15 protein-coding genes are annotated in these 20387 nt (G+C 62.1%); 4 read left to right on the forward strand and 11 right to left on the reverse strand.

Annotated elements, in window-relative coordinates; all coding sequences use genetic code 11:
• Nucleotides 1–10 precede the first annotated feature (10 nt).
• Nucleotides 11–2779 (reverse strand): metallophosphoesterase, encoded by a 2769-nt coding sequence (locus tag GT613_RS07670; protein WP_161172576.1) that lies wholly within the window; start codon nucleotides 2777–2779, stop codon nucleotides 11–13.
• 165 nt (nucleotides 2780–2944) lie between these two features.
• Nucleotides 2945–3823: a glucose 1-dehydrogenase gene (locus tag GT613_RS07675; RefSeq protein WP_114518065.1), complete on the reverse strand. Its 879-nt coding sequence runs from the start codon at nucleotides 3821–3823 to the stop codon at nucleotides 2945–2947.
• Between the two features lie 176 nt (nucleotides 3824–3999).
• Between GT613_RS07675 and GT613_RS07680 the strand changes: the two genes are divergently transcribed.
• Nucleotides 4000–4917 (forward strand): diacylglycerol kinase family protein, encoded by a 918-nt coding sequence (locus GT613_RS07680; protein WP_114550120.1) that lies wholly within the window; start codon nucleotides 4000–4002, stop codon nucleotides 4915–4917.
• Between the two features lie 208 nt (nucleotides 4918–5125).
• Here the strand turns inward: GT613_RS07680 and GT613_RS07685 are convergent, their stop codons facing one another.
• From GT613_RS07685 to GT613_RS07725, 9 genes are all read right to left on the reverse strand, one after another.
• The gene (locus tag GT613_RS07685; RefSeq protein WP_114550121.1) at nucleotides 5126–6094 is read right to left on the reverse strand and encodes a DUF362 domain-containing protein; all 969 of its coding nucleotides are present in this window, start codon (nucleotides 6092–6094) and stop codon (nucleotides 5126–5128) included.
• Between the two features lie 8 nt (nucleotides 6095–6102).
• On the reverse strand, nucleotides 6103–7692 hold the full coding sequence (locus tag GT613_RS07690) for an MBOAT family protein (RefSeq protein ID WP_114550686.1): 1590 nt from the start codon (nucleotides 7690–7692) through the stop codon (nucleotides 6103–6105).
• Nucleotides 7693–7726: 34 nt separating this feature from the next.
• A complete protein-coding gene (locus GT613_RS07695; RefSeq protein WP_009306369.1) occupies nucleotides 7727–7963 on the reverse strand; it encodes an acyl carrier protein in 237 nt (78 codons plus the stop codon).
• A complete protein-coding gene (locus GT613_RS07700; RefSeq protein WP_114518069.1) occupies nucleotides 7960–9198 on the reverse strand; it encodes an alanine racemase in 1239 nt (412 codons plus the stop codon). Before GT613_RS07700 ends, GT613_RS07695 begins: the two co-directional genes overlap by 4 nt.
• Nucleotides 9195–10736: an amino acid adenylation domain-containing protein gene (locus GT613_RS07705; protein ID WP_114518070.1), complete on the reverse strand. Its 1542-nt coding sequence runs from the start codon at nucleotides 10734–10736 to the stop codon at nucleotides 9195–9197. The genes GT613_RS07700 and GT613_RS07705 overlap by 4 nt, the downstream gene beginning before the upstream one ends.
• Before the next feature lie 90 nt (nucleotides 10737–10826).
• A complete protein-coding gene (locus GT613_RS07710) occupies nucleotides 10827–11732 on the reverse strand; it encodes a GDSL-type esterase/lipase family protein (RefSeq protein WP_021410439.1) in 906 nt (301 codons plus the stop codon).
• Between the two features lie 95 nt (nucleotides 11733–11827).
• Complete coding sequence (locus tag GT613_RS07715) at nucleotides 11828–13438, reverse strand: sensor histidine kinase KdpD (RefSeq protein ID WP_114518071.1); 1611 nt, start codon at nucleotides 13436–13438, stop codon at nucleotides 11828–11830.
• Entirely contained in the window at nucleotides 13410–14114 is a 705-nt protein-coding gene (locus tag GT613_RS07720; protein WP_021410442.1) for a response regulator transcription factor, read from the reverse strand. Before GT613_RS07720 ends, GT613_RS07715 begins: the two co-directional genes overlap by 29 nt.
• A gap of 10 nt (nucleotides 14115–14124) precedes the next feature.
• Entirely contained in the window at nucleotides 14125–14445 is a 321-nt protein-coding gene (locus tag GT613_RS07725) for an Ldh family oxidoreductase (protein WP_139019509.1), read from the reverse strand.
• On the opposite strand from GT613_RS07725, the gene GT613_RS07730 reads away from it, so the two are divergent.
• Genes GT613_RS07730 through GT613_RS07740 form a run of 3 tightly spaced genes read left to right on the forward strand, consistent with a single transcriptional unit; the run spans nucleotide 14444 to nucleotide 20073 of the window.
• On the forward strand, nucleotides 14444–15145 hold the full coding sequence (locus GT613_RS07730; protein WP_009306363.1) for an ABC transporter ATP-binding protein: 702 nt from the start codon (nucleotides 14444–14446) through the stop codon (nucleotides 15143–15145). The two genes, GT613_RS07725 and GT613_RS07730, sit on opposite strands and share 2 nt — an antisense overlap.
• Before the next feature lie 10 nt (nucleotides 15146–15155).
• On the forward strand, nucleotides 15156–18689 hold the full coding sequence (locus tag GT613_RS07735; protein WP_114550124.1) for an FtsX-like permease family protein: 3534 nt from the start codon (nucleotides 15156–15158) through the stop codon (nucleotides 18687–18689).
• Nucleotides 18690–18735: 46 nt separating this feature from the next.
• Complete coding sequence (locus tag GT613_RS07740) at nucleotides 18736–20073, forward strand: trigger factor (protein ID WP_009306361.1); 1338 nt, start codon at nucleotides 18736–18738, stop codon at nucleotides 20071–20073.
• Nucleotides 20074–20387: the final 314 nt, after the last annotated feature.

Raw genomic sequence — 20387 nt, forward strand, 5'->3', positions numbered from 1 at the left:
GGGGGGGGGGCTACTCTTCCTCGCTCAACTCGCCTTTGATGAGGCTGCGGGCCACGCAGATGGCGGCTCCGGCGGTGGCGGCGACGCCGACGACGATGCCACCGATGGCGACGGGGTCGCCCGTCCGGGCCAGCTTCTTCGCTTGCGGCGTTGGCGTAGACGTGACGACTTCGGGCGCGAAGGCGTCGGGAGCGGGGGAGGGCTCCGGCGCAGGATCGGGCGTCGGCTCGGGTTCGGGATCGGGTTCCGGCTCCGGGTCGGGCGTCGGCTCCGGGTCGGGCGAGGGATCGGGTTCCGGGTCGGGATCGGGCGTCGCGGCGGCGGCCACGGCCAGCTCGAACGCGGGCCGCTGCGCGTAGCCGGCGGCGTACGTCACCGTGTGCGCGCCTTCGACGGCGGGCGTGAAGCGGTAGGCGGCGACCCCCTCGGCCTCCGTCCTGACGACGTCCACCGCCGACCCGTCGGGACCGACGACCGACGGGATGCCCTGCAGCTCCCGTCCGTTCGCGTCGGCGAACGGCAGCGGGGGGATGGCGTAGACCTCGCCTGCGGTCGCCGTCCCGATGGCGTCGGCGCTCGGGGGCGCGACCGCCGCCGCAACGGGCGCAGCCGCCACGTAGAGTTCGGCTGCCTGCGCTGCCGTCGCCACGCCGGGCGTCAGCTTCGCGAACGCCACCTTGCCCGTCATGGGCTTCTCCATCTCGCCGTTCGAATTGACGTCGGCTCCTACGAACCAACGGGTCGCCGAAGCGGTGGGCGCAGGGATCGATCCCGGATTGTCCAGCGTCGATACGAGCTCCCCGTTCAGGTAGTAGCTCATGGTGACGCCGTCGTAGGTGGCTAGCACGTGCGTCCAGGCGTTCAGCGGCACAGTGGCTTCGGTGCAGCGGTAGCCCGATCCCGTGTTGACGTAGTGCTGCAGCTGGGGCGCATAGTAGCTGAGGTCCTGGCCGGCGCCTTGCGCGCTGGAGAACAAGTCGAAGTAGCCGCTCGTCGGGTTCGCCGTGAATTGGAACAGCACTTCGATCGTTTCGGCTTGCGCGATGGCCGCGTAATCGTCGGCGGTGAAATCGTATCCTACGGCAGATGAGCCGTCGAATACGGCTACGGGCACGCCGAACGAATCGCTCTCGTAGGTCAGCGTGCCGGTGGGCACGGCGTTGTGCGGCGCCAACGCGGCATCTGCGTGGCTTCCTGTGGAGAAGTCCACGGACAGCAGCGGGTTGCCCAGAGCCGGCGTTACCCGGGCCGCCGTGCGGAACGCCGCCTCCCCGACGAGCGTTTCCTTCCCGAACGGGTTCGCGGCGAACACGCGCAGCACGTGCGACGTGTCCTCGGCAAGCCCCGCGCCGAACAGCGGACGCTCGAACACCTCGGCGCGGTTCACCTCGGCCTTGTAGTAGTCGGACATGAAGCGCGCATCGTACACCGCCGCGTCAGGCGCTTCGGCCAAGGCGACTACCGCGCGATACGAAATGACGATGTCGTCTTCGAGCCCGCTTGCGTCGGGCGCCACCCGGGCGGCCTTTACGCTGAACGAGGCACCGTTCGCCGTGACGGACTCCTCGATCACCGCTACTTCGGCGCCGTCCAGCACGAGGGGCGGCTTGCTGCGCGCGGCCATGCCTGCGTGCGTGTAGCGAAAGGCGGTCGTTCCCTTCGACGGCTCGATGACCCACGGTGCGCCGAGGGCGCATCCGCTGCGGAAGTCGAGTCGGTATACGGACACGGAGTTGGTCGCCGGGTCGATTTCCACGAGTTCGCATTGATTCGCGTCCCAGCCGGCGTTCGGGTGGCCGCCTGCGCTGCCGGTTTCGTCGTGCCCGTCGTTTTCCATCCAGAAGTTATTGGCGAACGTGGCGGTTTGGATGAGCGTGAACCCGTCGTCCTGATAGATGGAGCGCGGGTCCGCCATAGGGATGTGGGTGTGGCCGGAGAAGTGGATGATCTGCGGATACTTCTCACACAGCTCCTGGTAGAACGCGCCGGACTGCGCCGTGTTGGCATTCTCGTCGAACTGGCCGTCCCAGCTGTTCGAACCCGAGTACCATACGGTGTTCGGGAAAGGGTGATGCGTGAGCAGGAATATGGGCTTGGCCGGATCCTCCGCCGCCGCGGCCGCGCAGCGTTCGAGGATCCAATCGCGCTTCGCTCCGTACCAGCTGTTGTCGTAGCCGCCCGGTTCGGGCGCGACCGCCAGCACGTGGTAGCCTCCTACGGCGAAGTCGGCATCCACCTGGCCTTCGTTCGCACCGCCTGGCATTTGGAACGAACCGGGCACGTTCAGCTCCGAGGCGAGGAACGTCTTGAACGCGTCCTGAGCGTTCTGCTTGCTGCCGCTCCAGTTGTAGTACTCGTGGTTGCCCATGACGATGCCGACCGGCTTGCGCGCGCTAGCGTTCAGCAGTTGCGCGAGCTCGACGTACTGGTCCGGGTGGCCGGTGTCGGCCGAGTCGCCCACGAAGAAATGCGCGTCCACGTCGGGTGCCATGGCGTAGATGGCCGAGAACGCTTCAGGGATCTTGTCGCGGTAGTTGTTGTTCGGGCTTGCGCCGACATGGGTGTCGCTGTGCACGGTGAAGCGGATCTTGTCGCCGGACAAAGGCGGCCAGTTCGGGGCTGCGGGCTGCGTGAACGCGGCTGCGGCCTGCTGCTCCGGAAAGACGAGCATCCCTGCGGCGGCTGACACGCCGGTGACGGCGGCCAACTTGAGGAACGCGCGTCGCGACACGCCGAATGTGCCGCGGTCGTAGGCTGACGCGAGCTGTTGGGGATCCATGGTTTCCTTTCGATCGACGGTATGACGCGCTCAATCGTAGGCGAGCCACGTAAGACCCGCGCAAGAAGCACGTCGTGCGAGGGAAAGGATCTGGTAAGAATTTCGCGAAGCCTTCGAGGCGCGGCGAACCGCGCGAACCACGCGCCCCGCCGCGCTGAAAAAGGTCTACCCGTTCACCACGGTGCCGCCGTTCACGTGGATCACCTGGCCGGAGACGTAGCTGGAATCGTCGCTGGCCAGAAAGACGTAGGCGGGCGCCAGCTCGTAGGGCTGGCCGGGGCGCCCCATGGGCGTCGACTCGCCGAAGTGCTTCACCTTGTCGCTGTCGAGCCCGTACGAGGCGGGGTTCAGCGGCGTCCAGATAGGCCCGGGCGCCACGCCGTTCACGCGGATGCGGCGGCTCACGAGGTCTTCGTTCTCGGAGAGCGAGCGGGTGAACGCGGTGATGGCCCCCTTCGTGGTCGAGTAGTCCAGCAGGTTCGGCGAGCCCTGATAGGCGGTCACCGACGTGGTGTTCACGATGGCGCCTCCCTCGGGCAGGTGGGGGAGTGCGGCTTTCACCAGGTAGAACATGCTGAAGATGTTGGTCTGGAACGTGCGGACCAGCTGCTCTTGGGTCAAGTCGAGGATGCTCTCGGCCGGTGTCTGCTCTCCGGCGTTGTTCACGAGCACGTCGAGGCGACCCCATTCGGCCGCGATCCCCTCGACCATATCGCGGCAGAACGCCTCGTCGCCTACGTCGCCCTTGAACACGAGCGCGCGCCGTCCCAGTTCGCGGATGCGCTCGGCCACCGCCTGCGCGTCGTCGTCGGACGAGTAGTAGGCGATCGCCACGTCGGCGCCCTCTTTGGCGAACGCGATGGCCACGGCCGCGCCGATGCCGCTGTCGCCGCCGGTGACGAGGGCCGCCTTGCCGTCCAGCTTGCCTGCTGCCCGGTAGAGGTCGCTTTCCAACTGCGGCTTGGGATCGACGTTCGCGCGCGTGTCGTCCATGGCGTAGCCCGCTTTCGGGGCTTGGGTTTCCAATGCTACGAGTTCCGACATCGAAGTGCTCCTTTCGGATCGGTTGCTTCGACCGCATCGTAGCCGCAGCGGCCTCGTTCGCCTCCGGGCGGTCGTCAGGCGCTGCCGGAGGTTTTTCAGCCGGTTTCCTTCGCCTATAATAGACGCGTCGCGAAGCGCCCGGCGCGCTTCGTCGCTTCAACGACGAAAGGGCGCCCATGCTGTCATCCGAGGGATCCATCCTGCTCATCGCGAACCCTGCCGCTCAGAACGGCAACGGGGCGGCTGCGGCGCAGCGCGCCGTCGGGTTGCTGCGCGCCCAGCTGGGGGAGGACGCGGTCGTGCTCGCTCGCACGGCGGGGCCGCGGCACGCCTCCGAGATCGCCGAGCGCGCCGAAGGCTGCTCGACGGTGATCGCGCTGGGCGGCGACGGCGTCATCCACGAGGTGGCGGGCGGGCTCATGAGGCGCCCGGCTGCGCATCGGCCGGCGCTCGGCGTGATACCCGTAGGGTCGGGCAACGATTACGCGCGCACGCTCGGCGTTTCGAACAAGGTTGACGAGGCGTGCGCCCAGCTGCTGAAAGCCGAAGCGCACCCTGCAGACCTCGGACGCGTCAACGGCCATTGGTTCGTGGAAACGCTGTCGTTCGGCCTGGACGCCGCCATCGCGCTCGACACGATGGAGCGACGTGTGCGCACGGGTCGCACGGGAACCGTCCTGTACATGGAGAGCGGCGTCGATCAGCTGCTGCATCATCTCGACTTGCGGCGCTACCGCGCGTCGTTCGACGGGGGCGAGACGGTGGAGGCGGAATCCGTCACGTTCGCCGTGCAGATCGGGCCCTATTACGGCGGTGGGTTCAAGATCTGCCCCGACGCGCGCATCGACGACGGCCTCTTGGACGTGTGCGTCGCCCATCCGCCCGTCGGCGCAGCGCGCGCCCTCTACATCTTCCTGCGTGCCAAAGGCGGCAAGCACGTTCGTTTCAAGCAGATCGAGCTGCGCCGATGCCGTACGCTGCACCTCGAGTTCGACGAGGCCCCTCCCGCCCAGATGGACGGCGAGCTCATCGAGGGCACCTCGTTCGACATCGCCGTGGAGCCCGCCGCGCTGAACGTGCTCGTGCCCTTCTGAGAAAACGTGCGCTCCACGATAGGGCTTCGCGCAATATGATACGAGGGCATCGCTATGAACCGCCTCCCGTTTCTTGGACAAGGAAGCAAAGTTCGAGAGGCGGGAGGCTTCTTTACGTCGCCGGAGCATGACGGGAAGATGCGCGGATCCGCGGTCGAGCTGTTCGCGAGGGGCGCAAAGGGGGCTGGCCTCCTTGAAGATGGTTTGCCTAGGAGGCAATCTGCTGCTTGTATCTTTCAAGCGATGCGTTCCACCGGTCAAAGGCGCTGTCCGAACGATGGTCGGGAAGTCCGTACTTTTCCGATAAGAGCTTTCCCATATAAGCCGAAACTTTGGTTGCTCCGTCGAAGTTCAGATGGTCTCCTTTGTCGTGCGTATCGGTGCTCCAGTCGATCGGAACCTTGTCGGGCCCTTCGTTCAGGTCGTAATAGTCGACGCCGAGTTCCCGGGCCAGCTCGCTCATGCCGTTGTGTTTGGCCGTGTTCCAATTGACCGTGCTCGGCGTGCTGACGAACACGGGAGTAGCGCCGTTCGCTCTGCAAGCTTCGACCATGGCGGTTATGTACTGGCGGTTCATAACGTCTACCGGCAGCGCCTCGCTGCTCGGCGTCATGTGATTGACGGCGTCGGCCGGATTCACCCCGCGGTTGACGACGAACCCCTTCAGCGGGTCGCTCCATGTGGCCGAAGGCTTCCCTAAGAAGTCTTGCGCATCCAGGCTCTTCCATCGATCGTGGTATTCGAAGACGGGCAGCTTGTTCTGGAAAAGGCTCAGAACTGCGTCATCCGGCTTGATCGGCGAGTAGATGGAGTTCGTTTCGAATACGACGACCTTGGGCTTTTGGGAACGAAGCGCTTTTTCCAGCAATCGGTACCCGTACGTCAATCGCTGACCCGACGTAGCGCTCACGTACGAGGTGAAGCCATGCTCTTCCCACATCTGCAACGGGGAGAACGAGCTGTACGCCTCGCTGTCGCCGATGAATATCGCATCGAGGGAGTGGCCCGGCTCGCCGAAGATCCCGTTGGCGGCTTCTGAAACCTGGCCGAATTCCTTCTGGTTGTTTTTCGGCTGGACGACGCTCGATACCGCCCAAAGAAGGCCGAGCGTTGCAGCCGCCACGAAAACCGCGGTCGCAAGCACCTTGAAGGCGCTGCGTAGTTTCACTGCTCTCATGCATGCTCCTAAAACTGCGCGTACATCGGGTCGACCGGCGTGTAGCCAAGGCCGTAAGCTCCGAACGTCACGGTTCCCACGAACAGAAGAATCACGAGGCTCCATCTCAGGAGCGCGCTTTGCGCAGTCGCCCACTCCCACAAATTGCAGCCCCGCTCCTTCACTACGCCTACTGCGAGAACCAGCATCATGAACAAGGTTACGATGAGGCCGTCGCCAACGCCGAATCCGATTTGCAACGCCGATCCCGTCGTAAAGGCTTCGATAGTGAAATCGCCCGCAACCCGTCCCATCATGGCAAGCCCCGCCTCAAGCGAGTTGGAGCGAAAGAACAGCTCGCCGACGAAGATGATCGCCAGCGTCCGGACGGTCTGGAACGTTCGATAAGGCCAGCTATTGCGGTCGACGCCGAAGTGCTGCGCCGCACGCGCGCATGGAGGCTCGATCAAGCCGCCCGCCATGATCAGGACGAAGTAGTACAAACCGAAGAAGATGTACTGGCTGCCGGCGCCATGCCACAAGCCGTTGCCGATCCACACGCAGAACAGCGCAACGGAGCTTGCCAGAAGCGGACCGTATCTGTTTCCGAAACGCTTGCGCGCCTTGGTCGTCAGCATCTTGCATGGCTTGGACAACGAGATAGGGTAGTACACGTAGTCTTTGAACCACAGGCCCAGCGTGATATGCCAACGTTGCCAGAATTCGGAGGCGGTGCGGGAGAAGAACGGCTGCCTGAAGTTTTCGGGCAGCGTTACGTTGAACACGCGGCCCATGCCCAGGGCGACGTCCATCGTTCCTGAGAAATCGCAGTACAGCTGAATGGTGTACAGGATCGCAGCTAAGGCTATGACGCCTCCGTCGTACGAACCGTAATTGTCGAACACCGGCTTCACGAACGCGTTCAGCCGGTCCGCGACGATGATCTTCTTCGCCATGCCCCACATAATGCGCAAGGTTCCTGCGTACAGGTTCTTTCGATTAAGCGGTTCGCCCGCGATAAGGCTGGGCGCAACGTCGTTGTATCTGCTGAGCGGTCCTTCCATGATTCCTGGGAAAAACGCCAGGAACAGTGCCACGTGCCCAAGGTTCTTGTCGGCCTTCGTGCGTTCGCGATACACATCCACAACGTATGAAACGGCCATCAACGTGTAAAACGATATCCCGATGGGCAATGCGAAGCTGGGGATGGAAAGGTCGATCGAAATGCCGAACGCCGCCAGCGCGGAAGCCAGCGACAGCCCGAAGAACCCCGAGTATTTCAGGACGGCCAGAATGCCGATATTGGCGACGACGGCCGCGAAGACGATACGGCGGTTCTTCCGCTTGCAGGCCTCGCGTATCTCGCGTTTGCCCGAGCTGGCTGTCGCCAGTTGCCGGTTCTTCTCTGCAAGGTTGGCGCCCATCATGCGGGCGCACGCGTACACGACTGCAGTCGACAGGGCGACGAACGCGATAAGCGCGCCGCTGAGCGCGAAGAAGAAGCCGTAGCTGGCCAGCAGGAGCACCGCCCACCTAAAGCGCCTTGGCGCCATGCCGTACAACATGACCGTAATCGGCAAAAAGGCCGTGAAGAAAAGGGCGGAATAGTACGACGTCATTAAAATGATTCCCTACTCGAGCGATTCGCGCAGGCTAAGCCTGCTCTGCTTGCAGGCGCGCCATCAGGGAGCATACGGCCTCAACCGAGTTGAAATTGTCGGGTACGATCTCGACGGGGGGTATCTCGACGTCGAATGCATCTTCGAGCTCGGCCACGAAGGCGATCATCGTCAGCGAATCGATGCAGCGCGAATCGACGAGGTCGACGCGTGCCTCGTGATCCACGCCCGGGTTGATGTCTTCGAGAATGTCGATAACTTGATTTTTCATAGTCCGTTCTCCTTTTCGTCCTGTTCCGTCGATCTATCCTGCGACCCGTTCGATGAATTGAACGAGGCCGTTTCCAGCCGATGCCGAGCAATGCGCATGTTTCCCGAAACGTCGCGCACGACCACCGACGGAAGATCCCGGCTTAAAAACAGCGCCCGACCCTCCGTTGCGCAGTAGGCGCCTGCCCGAGAGAACGCAAGCACGTCTCCCACGGACAAATTGACGATCGGCGCTTGCTTGGCCATGATGTCGTTGACCGTGCAAAGCGCTCCGCAGATGTTCCAAGGCTGCGCAGCGCCGGCCGTTGCGCCGACCTTCCTGAAAACAGGGGACTTCATGGCCATCGAATGCCCGTAGTACGAAATCTGATGCATGCCGCCGTCGACGATCGCGTAGTTTTGCCCGCTCGTCGTTTTGACGTCGACGACGCTGGTCAGATACGCTCCACAATCCGCTGCGATGCTGCGTCCCAGCTCGAGGACGATGTCCCCCTCGAAAGGGAAACCGTCCAGCAGCGTTGCAAGCTCGGCAACGGGTTCGTCCTGCGCGCTGCGAGCCCGCTCCTCGTTCTCGTCGAAGTACTCGACGGGAAGCCCGGGGCCGTATTCGATCTCGTTCAGCTTCACCGAGCAAGCGGCTTCCACTTCGGCCACGATGCGGTGCAGCTTGTTCAACTCTCTATCAAGCTTCTTGAGCGACGTTTTCTGCGTGCCCGAGTAGTACTGGATACCCTGGATGCTGATGAACGGGTCGTCTTTGCAGCCGGCAATCAGCTCTTTCAGCGTGACGGAGTCTACGCCGAATTGGTTTTCGCTGCTCAGCCTGAAAAGAACGTTCACCCGCCTGCGATACGCGTTAGCGAGTTCGACCAGGTCTTTCAACTGTTGGGAAGACTCGATGGTGAATCTATGGGGGATGCGATCCGCTTGGAACAGATCGTCCAAGCAGCGACGGTCCTTCCACACGCCCGAAAGCACGATCTTCTCGAACGGCACGCCTGCGTTCGCGCAGATGAGCACCTCGCCCGGCGAGCATGCTTCTACGCAATCCGCCAGAGCCGACGCCTCCCGCACGATGAAGGGGTTCGCCTTCATCGCATAGCAGAGCTTGATGCGAGAGGGGAGCGATGCCCGTAACCGGGTGATTCGGTCGTTAAGAACCTGCTGGTCGAAAAGGTACAAAGGCGTCGGGCATGCGTCCAGCGCGTTTTGCAGCGTTGCGTCGTCTATCATCATCGATCAGCCCTCTCGCGCTTCGCCGGTTCGCCGTGCGATTCCAGGAGCATCGCACGGTCCACCTTCCCGTTCTTGTTCAGCGGCATGCTCGGCACCTTCGCGATGCGCGTCGGCCTCATGAAAGCGGGGAGCAATGATGCCGCCCGACCGGGAAGCTCTTTCTCGCAAGCCGTTCCTTCGTAGAACGCGCATAGCCGGTTCTTTTTGGAATCGAAGGCGCATCGGCACCTGTCGACGTCGGAGAACCCTTCGAACGCCTTGTCGATCTCTTCCAGCTCGATTCGGTGTCCTCGGTACTTGATCTGATTGTCTTTGCGACCGCAAAAGACCAGATCGCCCTCGTCCGTCAGCATCGCGCTGTCTCCCGTGCGGTACACGCGCTCGCCGTAAAGGGAATTGAGGGGATTGGGCGCAAACGCCTTTTCCGTCGCTTCTCGATTGCCGATATATCCCAACGCCAACGAGGGTCCTCGCACGATGATCTCGCCTTTCTGGCCCGGCTCGACGATGCGCCGTCCCTCCTCGTCGACCGCCAGGACTTCGCAGTGCCCGAATGCTTTTCCCAGGGGAAGCTCGGCGGCGCCGTCTTTTGCGCGGTCGACGCGATGGTACAGGCAGTTGCAGGTGATCTCGGTTGGGCCGTACAGGTTGACGAACTCGGCGTCCGGCAAAGACGCAAGCAGGGATTTCAAGTGGGCAAGTGGCATTATCTCGCCGCTGAACAGCACTTTTCGAACCGTGGTAAGCGAATCGCTTGTAATTGCGCGAAATGTGTTCACCATGCACAAAGCCGCGACCGCCCAAACCATCACGGTCACGCGCTGCTCGTCCAGAAACTCAACCAAGGCTTTCGGCTGCATGAACAAGCGGCGCGGCACGATGACGAGCGTCGCTCCCACCGCCAAGCTTCCGAAAATATCTTTGACGGACACGTCGAAGTCGAATGGCGCTTGGTTTGCGAACCGATCGCTGCGGTCGAATTCGAATTCCGAAACGAATTCGTCGATGAAGCTGATGATGGCTCCATGGCTGACAACTACGCCTTTGGGGACGCCCGTTGATCCGGAGGTGAACAGAACGTATGCCGGGTCGATCGAAAGCGATGCCGGCTCGACCGCGTCGCGCTGCTGTATCCCGGCGCGCTGGCTATGCAGCTCCTCCAAGGAAACGATCTTGCACGCGTCTTCGAGTTGAAGGCCCCGCAGGGCTTCCTCGTCGGCCACCAAGAGCGGGCTTCCCAATGTCGCGACGATGTGCGCAAGTCGCACGGGGGGAACCGATGGATCGACCGGCACGTAATATCCGGATGCGAACAGCGTGCCCAGCATGATGGCAAGCGTGTCATAGCATTTTTCCACCATGATGACCACGCCCCGATTTGCCACGTCGTATTCGGATAGCGCTGCGCCGTACGCTGCGCTATCGTCCTGCAACTGCTTGTAGGTATAGCTGCCGAACTCGTCGACAACGGCCGTATCGCCGGGCCGCCGCTTCGCGGCCTCGGCCAGATACTCCAGCACATTGCTCTTGGATTTCATGGGAAACCTCTCTTACGTATTTGCCTCGTGTTCCACAGTAAGAGAGCAACCTTTTCGTTTCCTAAACGCTTTCTAAAGGTTTCTTTGGGTTTACCAATAGCCCAATTGAACGCCTCTCTGGTACACCGCCTGCGCCTTTGCGTAGTATCCGTAAGAATTCAAATGGGTCCAGTCTGAGCGTAGCTGCAGGGATATGCAGCCTACGGCAGCATCTTCTGCATCTTCTCGGGTGGGCGTAAGCCCTGCGATCGCCAACCCGTCATCGATGAGAAACTGGCGCATGTTGATAAAGCGGTCGCCGAATTCTGCGGTCAGCGCGGCCTCCCACTCGGTTTGACGGCCGGTCTCGCCCGGCTCGAAAGCCTCTTGACTTGGATCGCCGAACGAAGTTCCGGGGTCGTCGGTGTCGCCGATGATGATGAAGTTCTCGCATCCGGAGTTTTCGATGATCGCATGGTACTGCTCTATGAGCGTTGCGTAATCGCCGTCCCAGCCGCCGTTGCTTCCCATTTCCAGCACCAGTATCGTTCCCGTATGCTGTTTTGCCAGCTCGGCCACTTCCTCATCGATGAAGAGGCGCTCGTCCTCGTCATCGGCCTCGATGGCTCCTTGCATAATGCCGATCTCTTCGGATGTCGCGCCCGACACGCCGAAATTGCAGGTGGTCATGCCCGTCAGTTTTTGAAGTACGTCAGGATACGACAGATAGCTGGCATCGAAGACGCCGTCGCCGGTCGCGATCACGGCTGGATCGCGACCGGCTCCTTCGGTCATGCTGTCGCCCCAGCAAGCTATCTCCTTCGACGCTTTTCCGTTGCTCCGATCGTCTGAGACCAAAACGCGCTCTTCGGGCTCATCGTATCTCGCGTCCGCCAATTCGTTGTCGATGGAATCGTTTTCAGCATGCTTTTCCTGGGTTGCGGCGCATCCCGCCAGTCCGATGTGGCCAAGCAGCAGCGCAAGCAGCGCGACGCAGCGTATCAGAGGATTCTTCATAGCTCTCCTTCAAGCAAAGGACATACGCTTTTCACTATGAAAAGCCATCCTTTGCTTAGGCTGAAGACAGCCTTAAGGTTTCTTAACGAAAGGGGCTATGCCAGCGGAAGAGTCACGACGATCTCGGTTTCGAAGTCTTCTTCGGGCCGAGCTGAAACGGCAATCGTTCCACCCTGCAAGTCTATGAAACGTTTGGCGATGGAAAGCCCCAAGCCGGTGCCCTTGCCCGATTCGCGTGCGTCATTGCTGGTCACAAACGGCTCGAACACATGGTCGCGTATGGATTCGGGAATTCCCGCGCCGTCATCCGCTACGGCGATCACCGCCTCGCTTTCAGTGCGTTTGCAGGTCAATCGAACGGTAACGCCGCCAGGATTATGCACGCATGCATTGTTGATCAGGTTGCCAAGCACGCGCGCCAGCAACGAGCCGTCGGCGCGCACCCAAATGGGATCGTCGGGGATTGCCGCGTCAAGGCGGCAGGCGCGCTGTTCGATAGTCGGAAGCATTTCCACCGCAATGCGACGAACCGCTTCGCAAACGTCCATCCGCACAAGCTGAGGGCTGTACGAGGGGTGGTTCGTTTTGGCGTAAAGAAACAGCGAATCGATGAGCTGGGAGGCTTCGTCCGTTTTTTCCTTCATTGCCCTCAGATACTCTCCGGCTTTTTCGGGCGGCACGCATCCGTCCTCGAATGCCTGCGCATACCCCCTTATCACCGTCAACGGCGTTTTCAGATCATGCGAAATATCCGAAACGATGCGCTGCTTGTCGTTTTGCGCGGCCTTAAGCTCCTCCATCAGCTCGAGAAAATTATCGTATGTCGGCACCAGCTCAGCTGGAACGCGATGCATGCCGTCGGGGCTTTCGCCGCCTTCCTTGCATGCGGTAATGGCAGCGTCGAGCGGCTTTGCCGCCCTGCGTATCATTCTCACGAGCACCACGGCGGCAATTGCCGTGAAGGCAATCGCGACAGGGATAGAAGAAAGCCAAATCATCCCATTTTGGCTGATCAGCTCATCGTATGTTGCTTCGCTCACATTCGAGGAGATAAAAACAAGGGTGCGGGGCTGATTGTCGACGGTAACGTATTCGAGCTTCTGGATAGATTTGTTTGCGCTGAATTCCCCGTTTATCAGGGAAAGCTCCCGCTTGCTCAGCGATTCTCGACCGGCGAACAGGTCGCCTTCGACGATCGTTCCATCAAGCTTGCAAACACATGAGGACAAGACTATCTTCGAACTCCCGATTCCGCTCATTCCGCATAAGTTTATTTCATATACGGTGCCGTAGCGGGCATCGAAGCGCTGCAAAACCTCGTAGAACACCTGATCTTCTTCGGTTCCGTTGATGATTTCCAGGTCGTTGGCGTCGATCGATTTGGCGACATCGTCATCGCTGGCATAGAGGCGGTTCCCGTTCTGATCGAATATCACCATCTGAGCAGATGGCGGTATCGAGTTTCTCAATTCGTTGAAAGAGTCGTTTTCCAGCGCGACCCTGTTTTCCTCCAGATCGTCGATGGAAGGAAACGCGCTGTTGAGGCGCGAGTCCGCGAGGTAGCCGACAGCCGAAAACAGGCCCATGATCAAGACCGCATAAACAAGCACGATCGACATGCACCGAAACGCCAAGCTGGAAAGCAGCGACTCCACCCCCAGCTTCACCGATGTCGCATCAGCCCTCAAAACGATATCCCAATCCACGAACCGTAACGATATGCGCCGGATTGTTGGGATCGTCTTCTATCTTAGAGCGGATGTTGGATATGTGAACCATGATGCTGTCCTCGCCTCCGCCATGCGAGGAAGCGCTGATCAGTTCATACAATTGCGCCTTCGTGTACACGCGGCCGGGCGAGGAGAACAGTTTGCTGAATATCTTCAATTCCGAGGCCGTAAAGGAAACCACGTTGTTGTTCTTCCGAACGATCAAGGACTCTTTGTCGAATTCTATGGCGCCCATGCGCACGACCGAACCGTCTGGTGAAATGTTGCTTGGGCCGCTTGCGGACAATGCGTTGCAGCGTCTGAGAACCGCGCGAATGTAGGCCAGCACTTCGATCGGGTCGAACGGCTTCGTGATGTACCCGTCGGCACCCAAATCCAAGCCGAGCATCTTGTCGGTGGGCTGACTGCGCGCCGAAATGATGATGATGGGCGCGTTCGAAACCGAGCGAGCTTCCTTGATGAAGTCAAACCCGTTCATTTCGGGCATCATCAAATCCACGAGTATGACGGAAGGGGACTTGCGCTCAAGCAGCTCGAGTCCCAGCTTTCCGTTCGCAGCGGTTTCGACTTGGTAGTCGCTACCGCATAGATAGAGGCTCAGGATTTCGATAATATCCGAATCGTCTTCGACTATGAGAACCGTCTCATTCATGACGAGCCTTTCAAAAGAGTAGCGAGATCACGCTTTGCTCCTGCAGGGAGGGGGAGCGGCTTGGATTCGTATTGCCAGGACGCAGCCCATCAAGATAACGTTCGAGCAAAGAAATACCATGACTGGCGGCCTTGAGGTCATAGGGGGATTGAAAGAACAAGAAATCTCGCACTTTTGCCATAACCTGCGCATTGCATCCGGCAAGCTGCGAGCCGTTGATCGGATCCGTGGAATTTGTTCGCAGGGCAGGCGTGTTGTCGCTGGCGTTGGGATGTGGGTTCGTGTATGGTGAGGGAAACCGGTATTCGGGCTGACGGAAGAAGGGCGACATGGCGTTCGTGGAGTTTCGCGACGTGCGCAAGGTGTACCGCATGGGCGAGGTGGAGGTGGCTGCCGTCGACGGCATGACCTTCGACATCGAGCGCGGCGAGCTCGTCGTGGTCGTGGGCCCCTCGGGCGCGGGCAAGACGACGCTTTTGAACATGTTGGGCGGGATGGACGCCTGCTCGTCGGGAACCATCATGCTCGACGGTCGCGAGATCAGCGCATTCTCTGAGAAGGAGCTCACGTACTACCGTCGCTACGATATCGGGTTCGTCTTCCAGTTCTACAATCTCGTGCAGAACCTCACGGCGCTTGAGAACGTGGAGCTTGCCAGCCAGATCTGCAAGGATCCGCTCGATGCGGGAACCGTGCTCAAGCAGGTGGGCCTGGGCCATCGCCTGGACAACTTCCCGGCGCAGCTTTCCGGCGGCGAGCAGCAGCGCGTGGCCATCGCCCGTGCGCTGGCGAAGAACCCTAAGCTCCTGCTGTGCGACGAGCCCACCGGCGCGCTCGATTACCGCACGGGCAAGGCCATCCTGAAGCTGTTGCAGGACACGTGCTTCGACACGGGCAAGACGGTGGTGCTCATCACGCACAACTCCGCGTTCACCGCCATCGCCGACCGGGTGATCCACATCCGTGAAGGACGCGTTGCGAGCGTCGAAGTGAACGAGGCGCCTGTTTCCGCCGAGGCGATCGAGTGGTAGCCGGCGCGTCGTGAAAAGCGCGTTCAACACTGAGACCCTGCGTTCGATCACCCACTCGCTCGGGCGCTTCCTGGCCATCGCCGCCATCGTCGCGCTGGGCACGGGCTTCTACGCCGGCCTGCGCATGACCGCGCCTGATATGAAGCTGGCGGCCGACGAGTACTTCGACGGCACGTCGCTCATGGACATCCGCGTGCTTTCGACCCTCGGCCTCACCGACGACGACATCGCGGCGCTGCGCCACGTCGAGGGAGTCGAGGCTGTGATGCCCGCGCGCGAGACCGACGTCATGGCCTCTATCGACGGCGAACAGTACGCCACGCGCGTGCATTCGCTGCCCGATGCGGCGCGCACGAGCGACACCTCCGACGGCGTGCATGCGCGTTCCGACGACCCCGACTATCTGAACCGTCCCCTCCTCGTCCGGGGCTCGTGGCCGCAGAAGACGGGGGAGTGCGTGCTGTCGGCCAACCTCGTGGAGAACGACGCCATCGCCGTCGGCGACACGCTGACCATCACCGAGGGCGTGCAGGACGTGGACCAGACCCTCGTCACGCGCACGTACACGGTGACGGGCTTTGTGAACGCTCCGTACTACGCAACGTCTTCGAGCATGGGCGAGACCACGCTGGGTTCGGGCTCCATCCAACAGTATATGTACGTGCCCGAGAGCGACTTCTCGGCCGATCTTCCCTATACCGAGGCGTACCTCGCGGTGCGCGGGGTGGCGAACGAACGCGCGTCGAGCGACGCCTACCAGCGGCTCGTAGACGAAGTGGCGGATCGCATCAAGGCGCTTGCGCCCGAGCGCGAGCAGGCACGTGTCGATCAGCTGAAGTCCGATGCGCAGAAGGAGCTCGACGAGAAGCGTGCCGACTACGAGCGCGAGAGGGCCGACGCGCAGTCGCAACTGGACGATGCGAAGCGCCAGCTCGACGATGCCGCCGCGACGATCGCCGCAAGCGAGCAGGGGCTGGCCGACGGCCAGGCGGCCTACGACAGCGGCGCGTCCGAGCTGGCGAGCCGGCGTGCGAGCGCTCAGGCGCAGCTGGACGATGCCGAACGGCAGATAGCCGAAGGGCAGGCGCAGCTCGACGCGCAGCGCCCGCAGTTGGACGATGCCGCAGGGCAGCTCCAAGCGGCCCGGGCTCAGTGGCAGCAGGGCGCCGACGCCCTCGCGGCGGCGTGGGGCGATTGGCAGCGGCAATCCGACGAGCTTGACGCGGGCATAACTCGGGCGCAGGCCGGCGTCGCCGACGCAGCGGCCGGCGTCGACCGGATCCAGAAGGGCATCGACGCGCTGGAGGAGCAGATCAAGCAGCTCGATCCCGACAAGGACGCGCAGAAGATCGCCGAACTGCGCGCCGAGCAAGACGCCCTCAAAGCGCAACAGCAGGATCTCCGGGCGCAGATGGCTCTCGTCCAGGCCACCCTCGACGATCTCGTCAACGTGCAGAAGCCCAAGCTGGAGGCAGCGCGCGCCGAGCTCCAGGGCAAGCAGGACGTCTTGGACTCCTCCAAGGTCGAGCTCGAACAGCAGCAGGCCGCCTACGAAGGGGGGAAGGCTCAGTTCGACGCGAGCGCCCGGAAGCTTGATCAGGCGCGCGCCGATCTCGCCTCATCGCGCTCGCAAGCCGACGCGCAGATCGCCGCGGCTCAGCAGCAGCTCGACGACGCCGCCGCTCGGCTGCAGGACGGCCGCGCCCAGCTCGAACAAGGTCGCGCCGACTACGACAGCGGCCTCGCCGAATACGAGCAGAAGAAATCCGACGCCGATGCGCAGCTGGCGGACGCCGAGCGTCGCCTCGACGACGCCCAGAAGCAGATCGACGATCTGGAGCGCCCCGAATGGCTGGTCATGGACCGCACGGCGAACTACGGTGCAGCCAGCTTCGAGGCGGACGCCGACCGCGTGGACAGCATCGCCGCGGTGTTCCCGTTCATCTTCTTCCTCGTGGCGGCTCTCGTGGCCCTCACCACCATGACGCGCATGGTGGAGGAGGAGCGTGCCCTCATCGGCACGTTCAAGGCGCTTGGCTACCGTCGCACGCGCATCGCCTCCAAATACCTCGCATACGCAGCCGCGGCCAGCGGGATCGGCAGCATTCTGGGCATCCTCGCGCTGTCCCAAGTGCTGCCCGCCGTCATCATGAAGGCCTACGGCATCATATACTTCGTGCCCGAGCTGCCGCTCCCGCTGCCCGTCGATCCTGGGTTCGCCGGGCTTGCAGCCGGGCTCGGCGTCGGCGTCACGCTGTTCGCCACCTGGGCCGCCGTCGCCGCCACCTTGCGCGAGCGCCCGGCGCAGCTCATGCTGCCGCGCGCTCCGAAGGCGGGCAAGCGCATAGTACTCGAACGCATCGGTCCGCTGTGGCGGCATCTCTCGTTCTCGTGGAAAGTGACGTTCCGCAACCTGTTCCGCTACAAGAAGCGCTTCGTCATGACGGTCATCGGCATCGCGGGCTGCACGGCGCTCTTGCTGACGGGTCTCGGGTTGTCCAACGCCATCAACGATATAATCGACAAGCAGTTCGGCGAGATCACGAAGTACAACGCCGTCGTTACGCTGGCGGACGACCTGTCAAGCGAAGAGCAGCGGCGTATCGACGACCTGCTCGACGACGGCTCGCTCGTCACCGCGCATACGCTGGTCATGCGGCAGAACATGCTGGCCGGCGGGCCGGACGAGCAAGACAAGCGCATGGAGCTGGTCGTGCCCGAGGATCCGGCATCGTTCGACCGCTTCGTGGCCTTGAACACCCGCGTCGGCCATCATCCGGTGAAGCTGGACGACGACGGCCTCGTGCTCACCGAGAAGCTGGCGGCGGAGTTGGGCGTGCGCGCAGGCGATGCCGTCACGCTGACCGAGCAGGATGCCATCGGCAACGCGACCGGCACGTCCTACGAGGCCACGGTCACGGGCATCGTCGAGAACTACGTGTACCATTACGCCTATATGGGTCCTGCCCTCTACGAGCAGCTTATGGGCAAGGCTCCCGACTACCGCACCGTGCTGGCCGTCACCACGTCCGACCCCGACTTGCGCGTGCAGTTCTCGAACGACCTTCTGGCCGCAGGAGGCGTGAAGACCGTGGCGTACAACGACGAGACTATCGACGCGTACCGCGACATGATGTCGAGCGTGAACATGATTGTCGTGGTGCTGGTCACCGCGGCGGCGGCGCTCGCGTTCATCGTGCTGTACAACCTCACGAACATCAACATCACCGAGCGCATGCGCGAGATCGCCACCCTCAAGGTGCTCGGCTTCACGCCGCGTGAGATGAACGCTTACATCTTCCGCGAGATATTCCTCTTGGCGGCCATCGGCTGCGCGGTCGGTCTCGTGCTGGGCGTGTGGATGGAAGGCTTCGTCGTGGTCACGGCCGAGGTGGATCAGATCATGTTCGGCCGTGCCATACACCCGACCAGCTTCCTGCTGGCGTTTCTGCTGACCATGCTGTTCACTGTGCTCGTGATGCTGGCCATGCGCGGCAAGTTGCGCCGCATCGACATGGTGGAAAGCCTCAAGTCGAACGAGTAATGCGCTACAATGAGCGCTTGACGATCGAAACAGAAGGGGACTCTTCATGAAGGTAACCGAAAAGAAGCTCGACGACGGACGCATCCTGCTGGAGGCCGTAGCCTCCACCGCCGAGGTCAGCCATGCCCTCACGGCGGCTCAGTACAGGTTCGCCCAGCAGATGGGCGTGCAGCCCACGCCGGGCATGTCCGTGGAGCAGGCCGTCGAGAAGCAGCTGGGCATCAAGGACCTCGACGCCATCGTGCAGCAGCAGGCCGTGGAGTACCTCGTGCCGTTCGCCATCGACAAGCGCAACATCACGCCGGCGTTCCCGGCTCTTCCGAAGGCCGCCGGTCCGCTCAAGCGCGGCCAGACCTTCTCGTTCGAGGTTCGCGTCACGCCGAAGCCCGACTACGAGCTGAAGTCTTACGAGCCCGTGTCCATCACCGTGCCGCCTTTCGAGATCGAGCAGGCCGAGGTCGAGGAGCAGATCGCGCAGATCGCCGAGAGCTACGCGGAGTTCGTGTCGGACGAGCCGCACCCGGTGGAGAAAGGCGACGGCTTCCTGCTGGCGCTCGAAGCCTTCCAGAACGGCGAGAAGATGGACAACCTGTCCACCGAAGGCCGCACGTACCTCACCGGCATGGGCCTCATGCCCGAGGACTTCGAGAAGCATCTCATCGGCATGAACGTGGGCGAAACGAAGTCGTTCTCCTTCGACCTGCCCGGCATGAACGCCGACGACAAGGGCGACACCGTCGACTGCACCGTCACCGTCAAGGAGATGCAGAAAAAGGTCGTCCCCGCCATCGATGACGAATGGGTGGCCAAGAACCTGCCCATGTACCGCGATGCGGCCGCTCTGCGCGGCGGCATAACCGATCGCCTGACGGCCGACCGTCGCGCCCAGTACGAGGCGTACAAGCTGCAGGTTGCGGCATCCGAGCTGGCCAAGCGTTTCGAGGGCCGCATTCAGGACGAGGTGTACGAGGCCATGCAGCAGACGCTCGTGTCCAACCTGCGCGGCCAGCTGCAGCAGCAGGGCATCCCCTTCGAGCAGTTCGTGCAAAGCCAGGGCGGCGAGCAGCAGTTCGGCATGATCATGATGATGCAGACCCGCGAGATGCTCGTGCAGGGCTACGCGCTGGACGCGCTGTTCCGTCACGAGAAGATGACCCTCACCGACGAGGACATCGACGCCGCCTGCCGTTCGATGAACCCGCAGAACCCGGACGCCGTGAAGCGCGAGATGCAGGAGAACGGCCGCGGCTTCGCTCTGCGCGAGGCCGCCGAGCGCATGAAGGCGAACCAGTGGCTGCTCGATCATGCCATCGTGAACGTGGAGCAGCCGGTCGCTGCGAACGAGACGGCTGCTCAGCCGGCTCCCGCAGTCGACTCAGAGTAGCGATAACGCACAGATAACTATCTATCCGAGCGGTTTTGCGGCCCCTGATTTCCGAAAGGAAATCGGGGGCCGCTTTTTATCGGCGCAGTGTCGCGCTGCTCACCCGCCGTCAGACGCGGCTAAAAGCCCGAGAACCCCTGCAAGCTGGTTTCCGTGTCCGTTGCCGAATCGACGGTTGACGAACGTGCGGTTCGAGGTTGGCGTCGGCACGATTTCCGACCTCTGGTTTCGATCGCGGGGAAACGGCCTTCTCAGCCTCTCGCAGTGTTGCGCCTTTGGCAAGGCTCTCTATTGACGTAATGCGGGGGGGGGGG

The organism is Eggerthella sp. BIOML-A4, from assembly GCF_009875575.1.
Taxonomy (GTDB): domain Bacteria; phylum Actinomycetota; class Coriobacteriia; order Coriobacteriales; family Eggerthellaceae; genus Eggerthella; species Eggerthella lenta.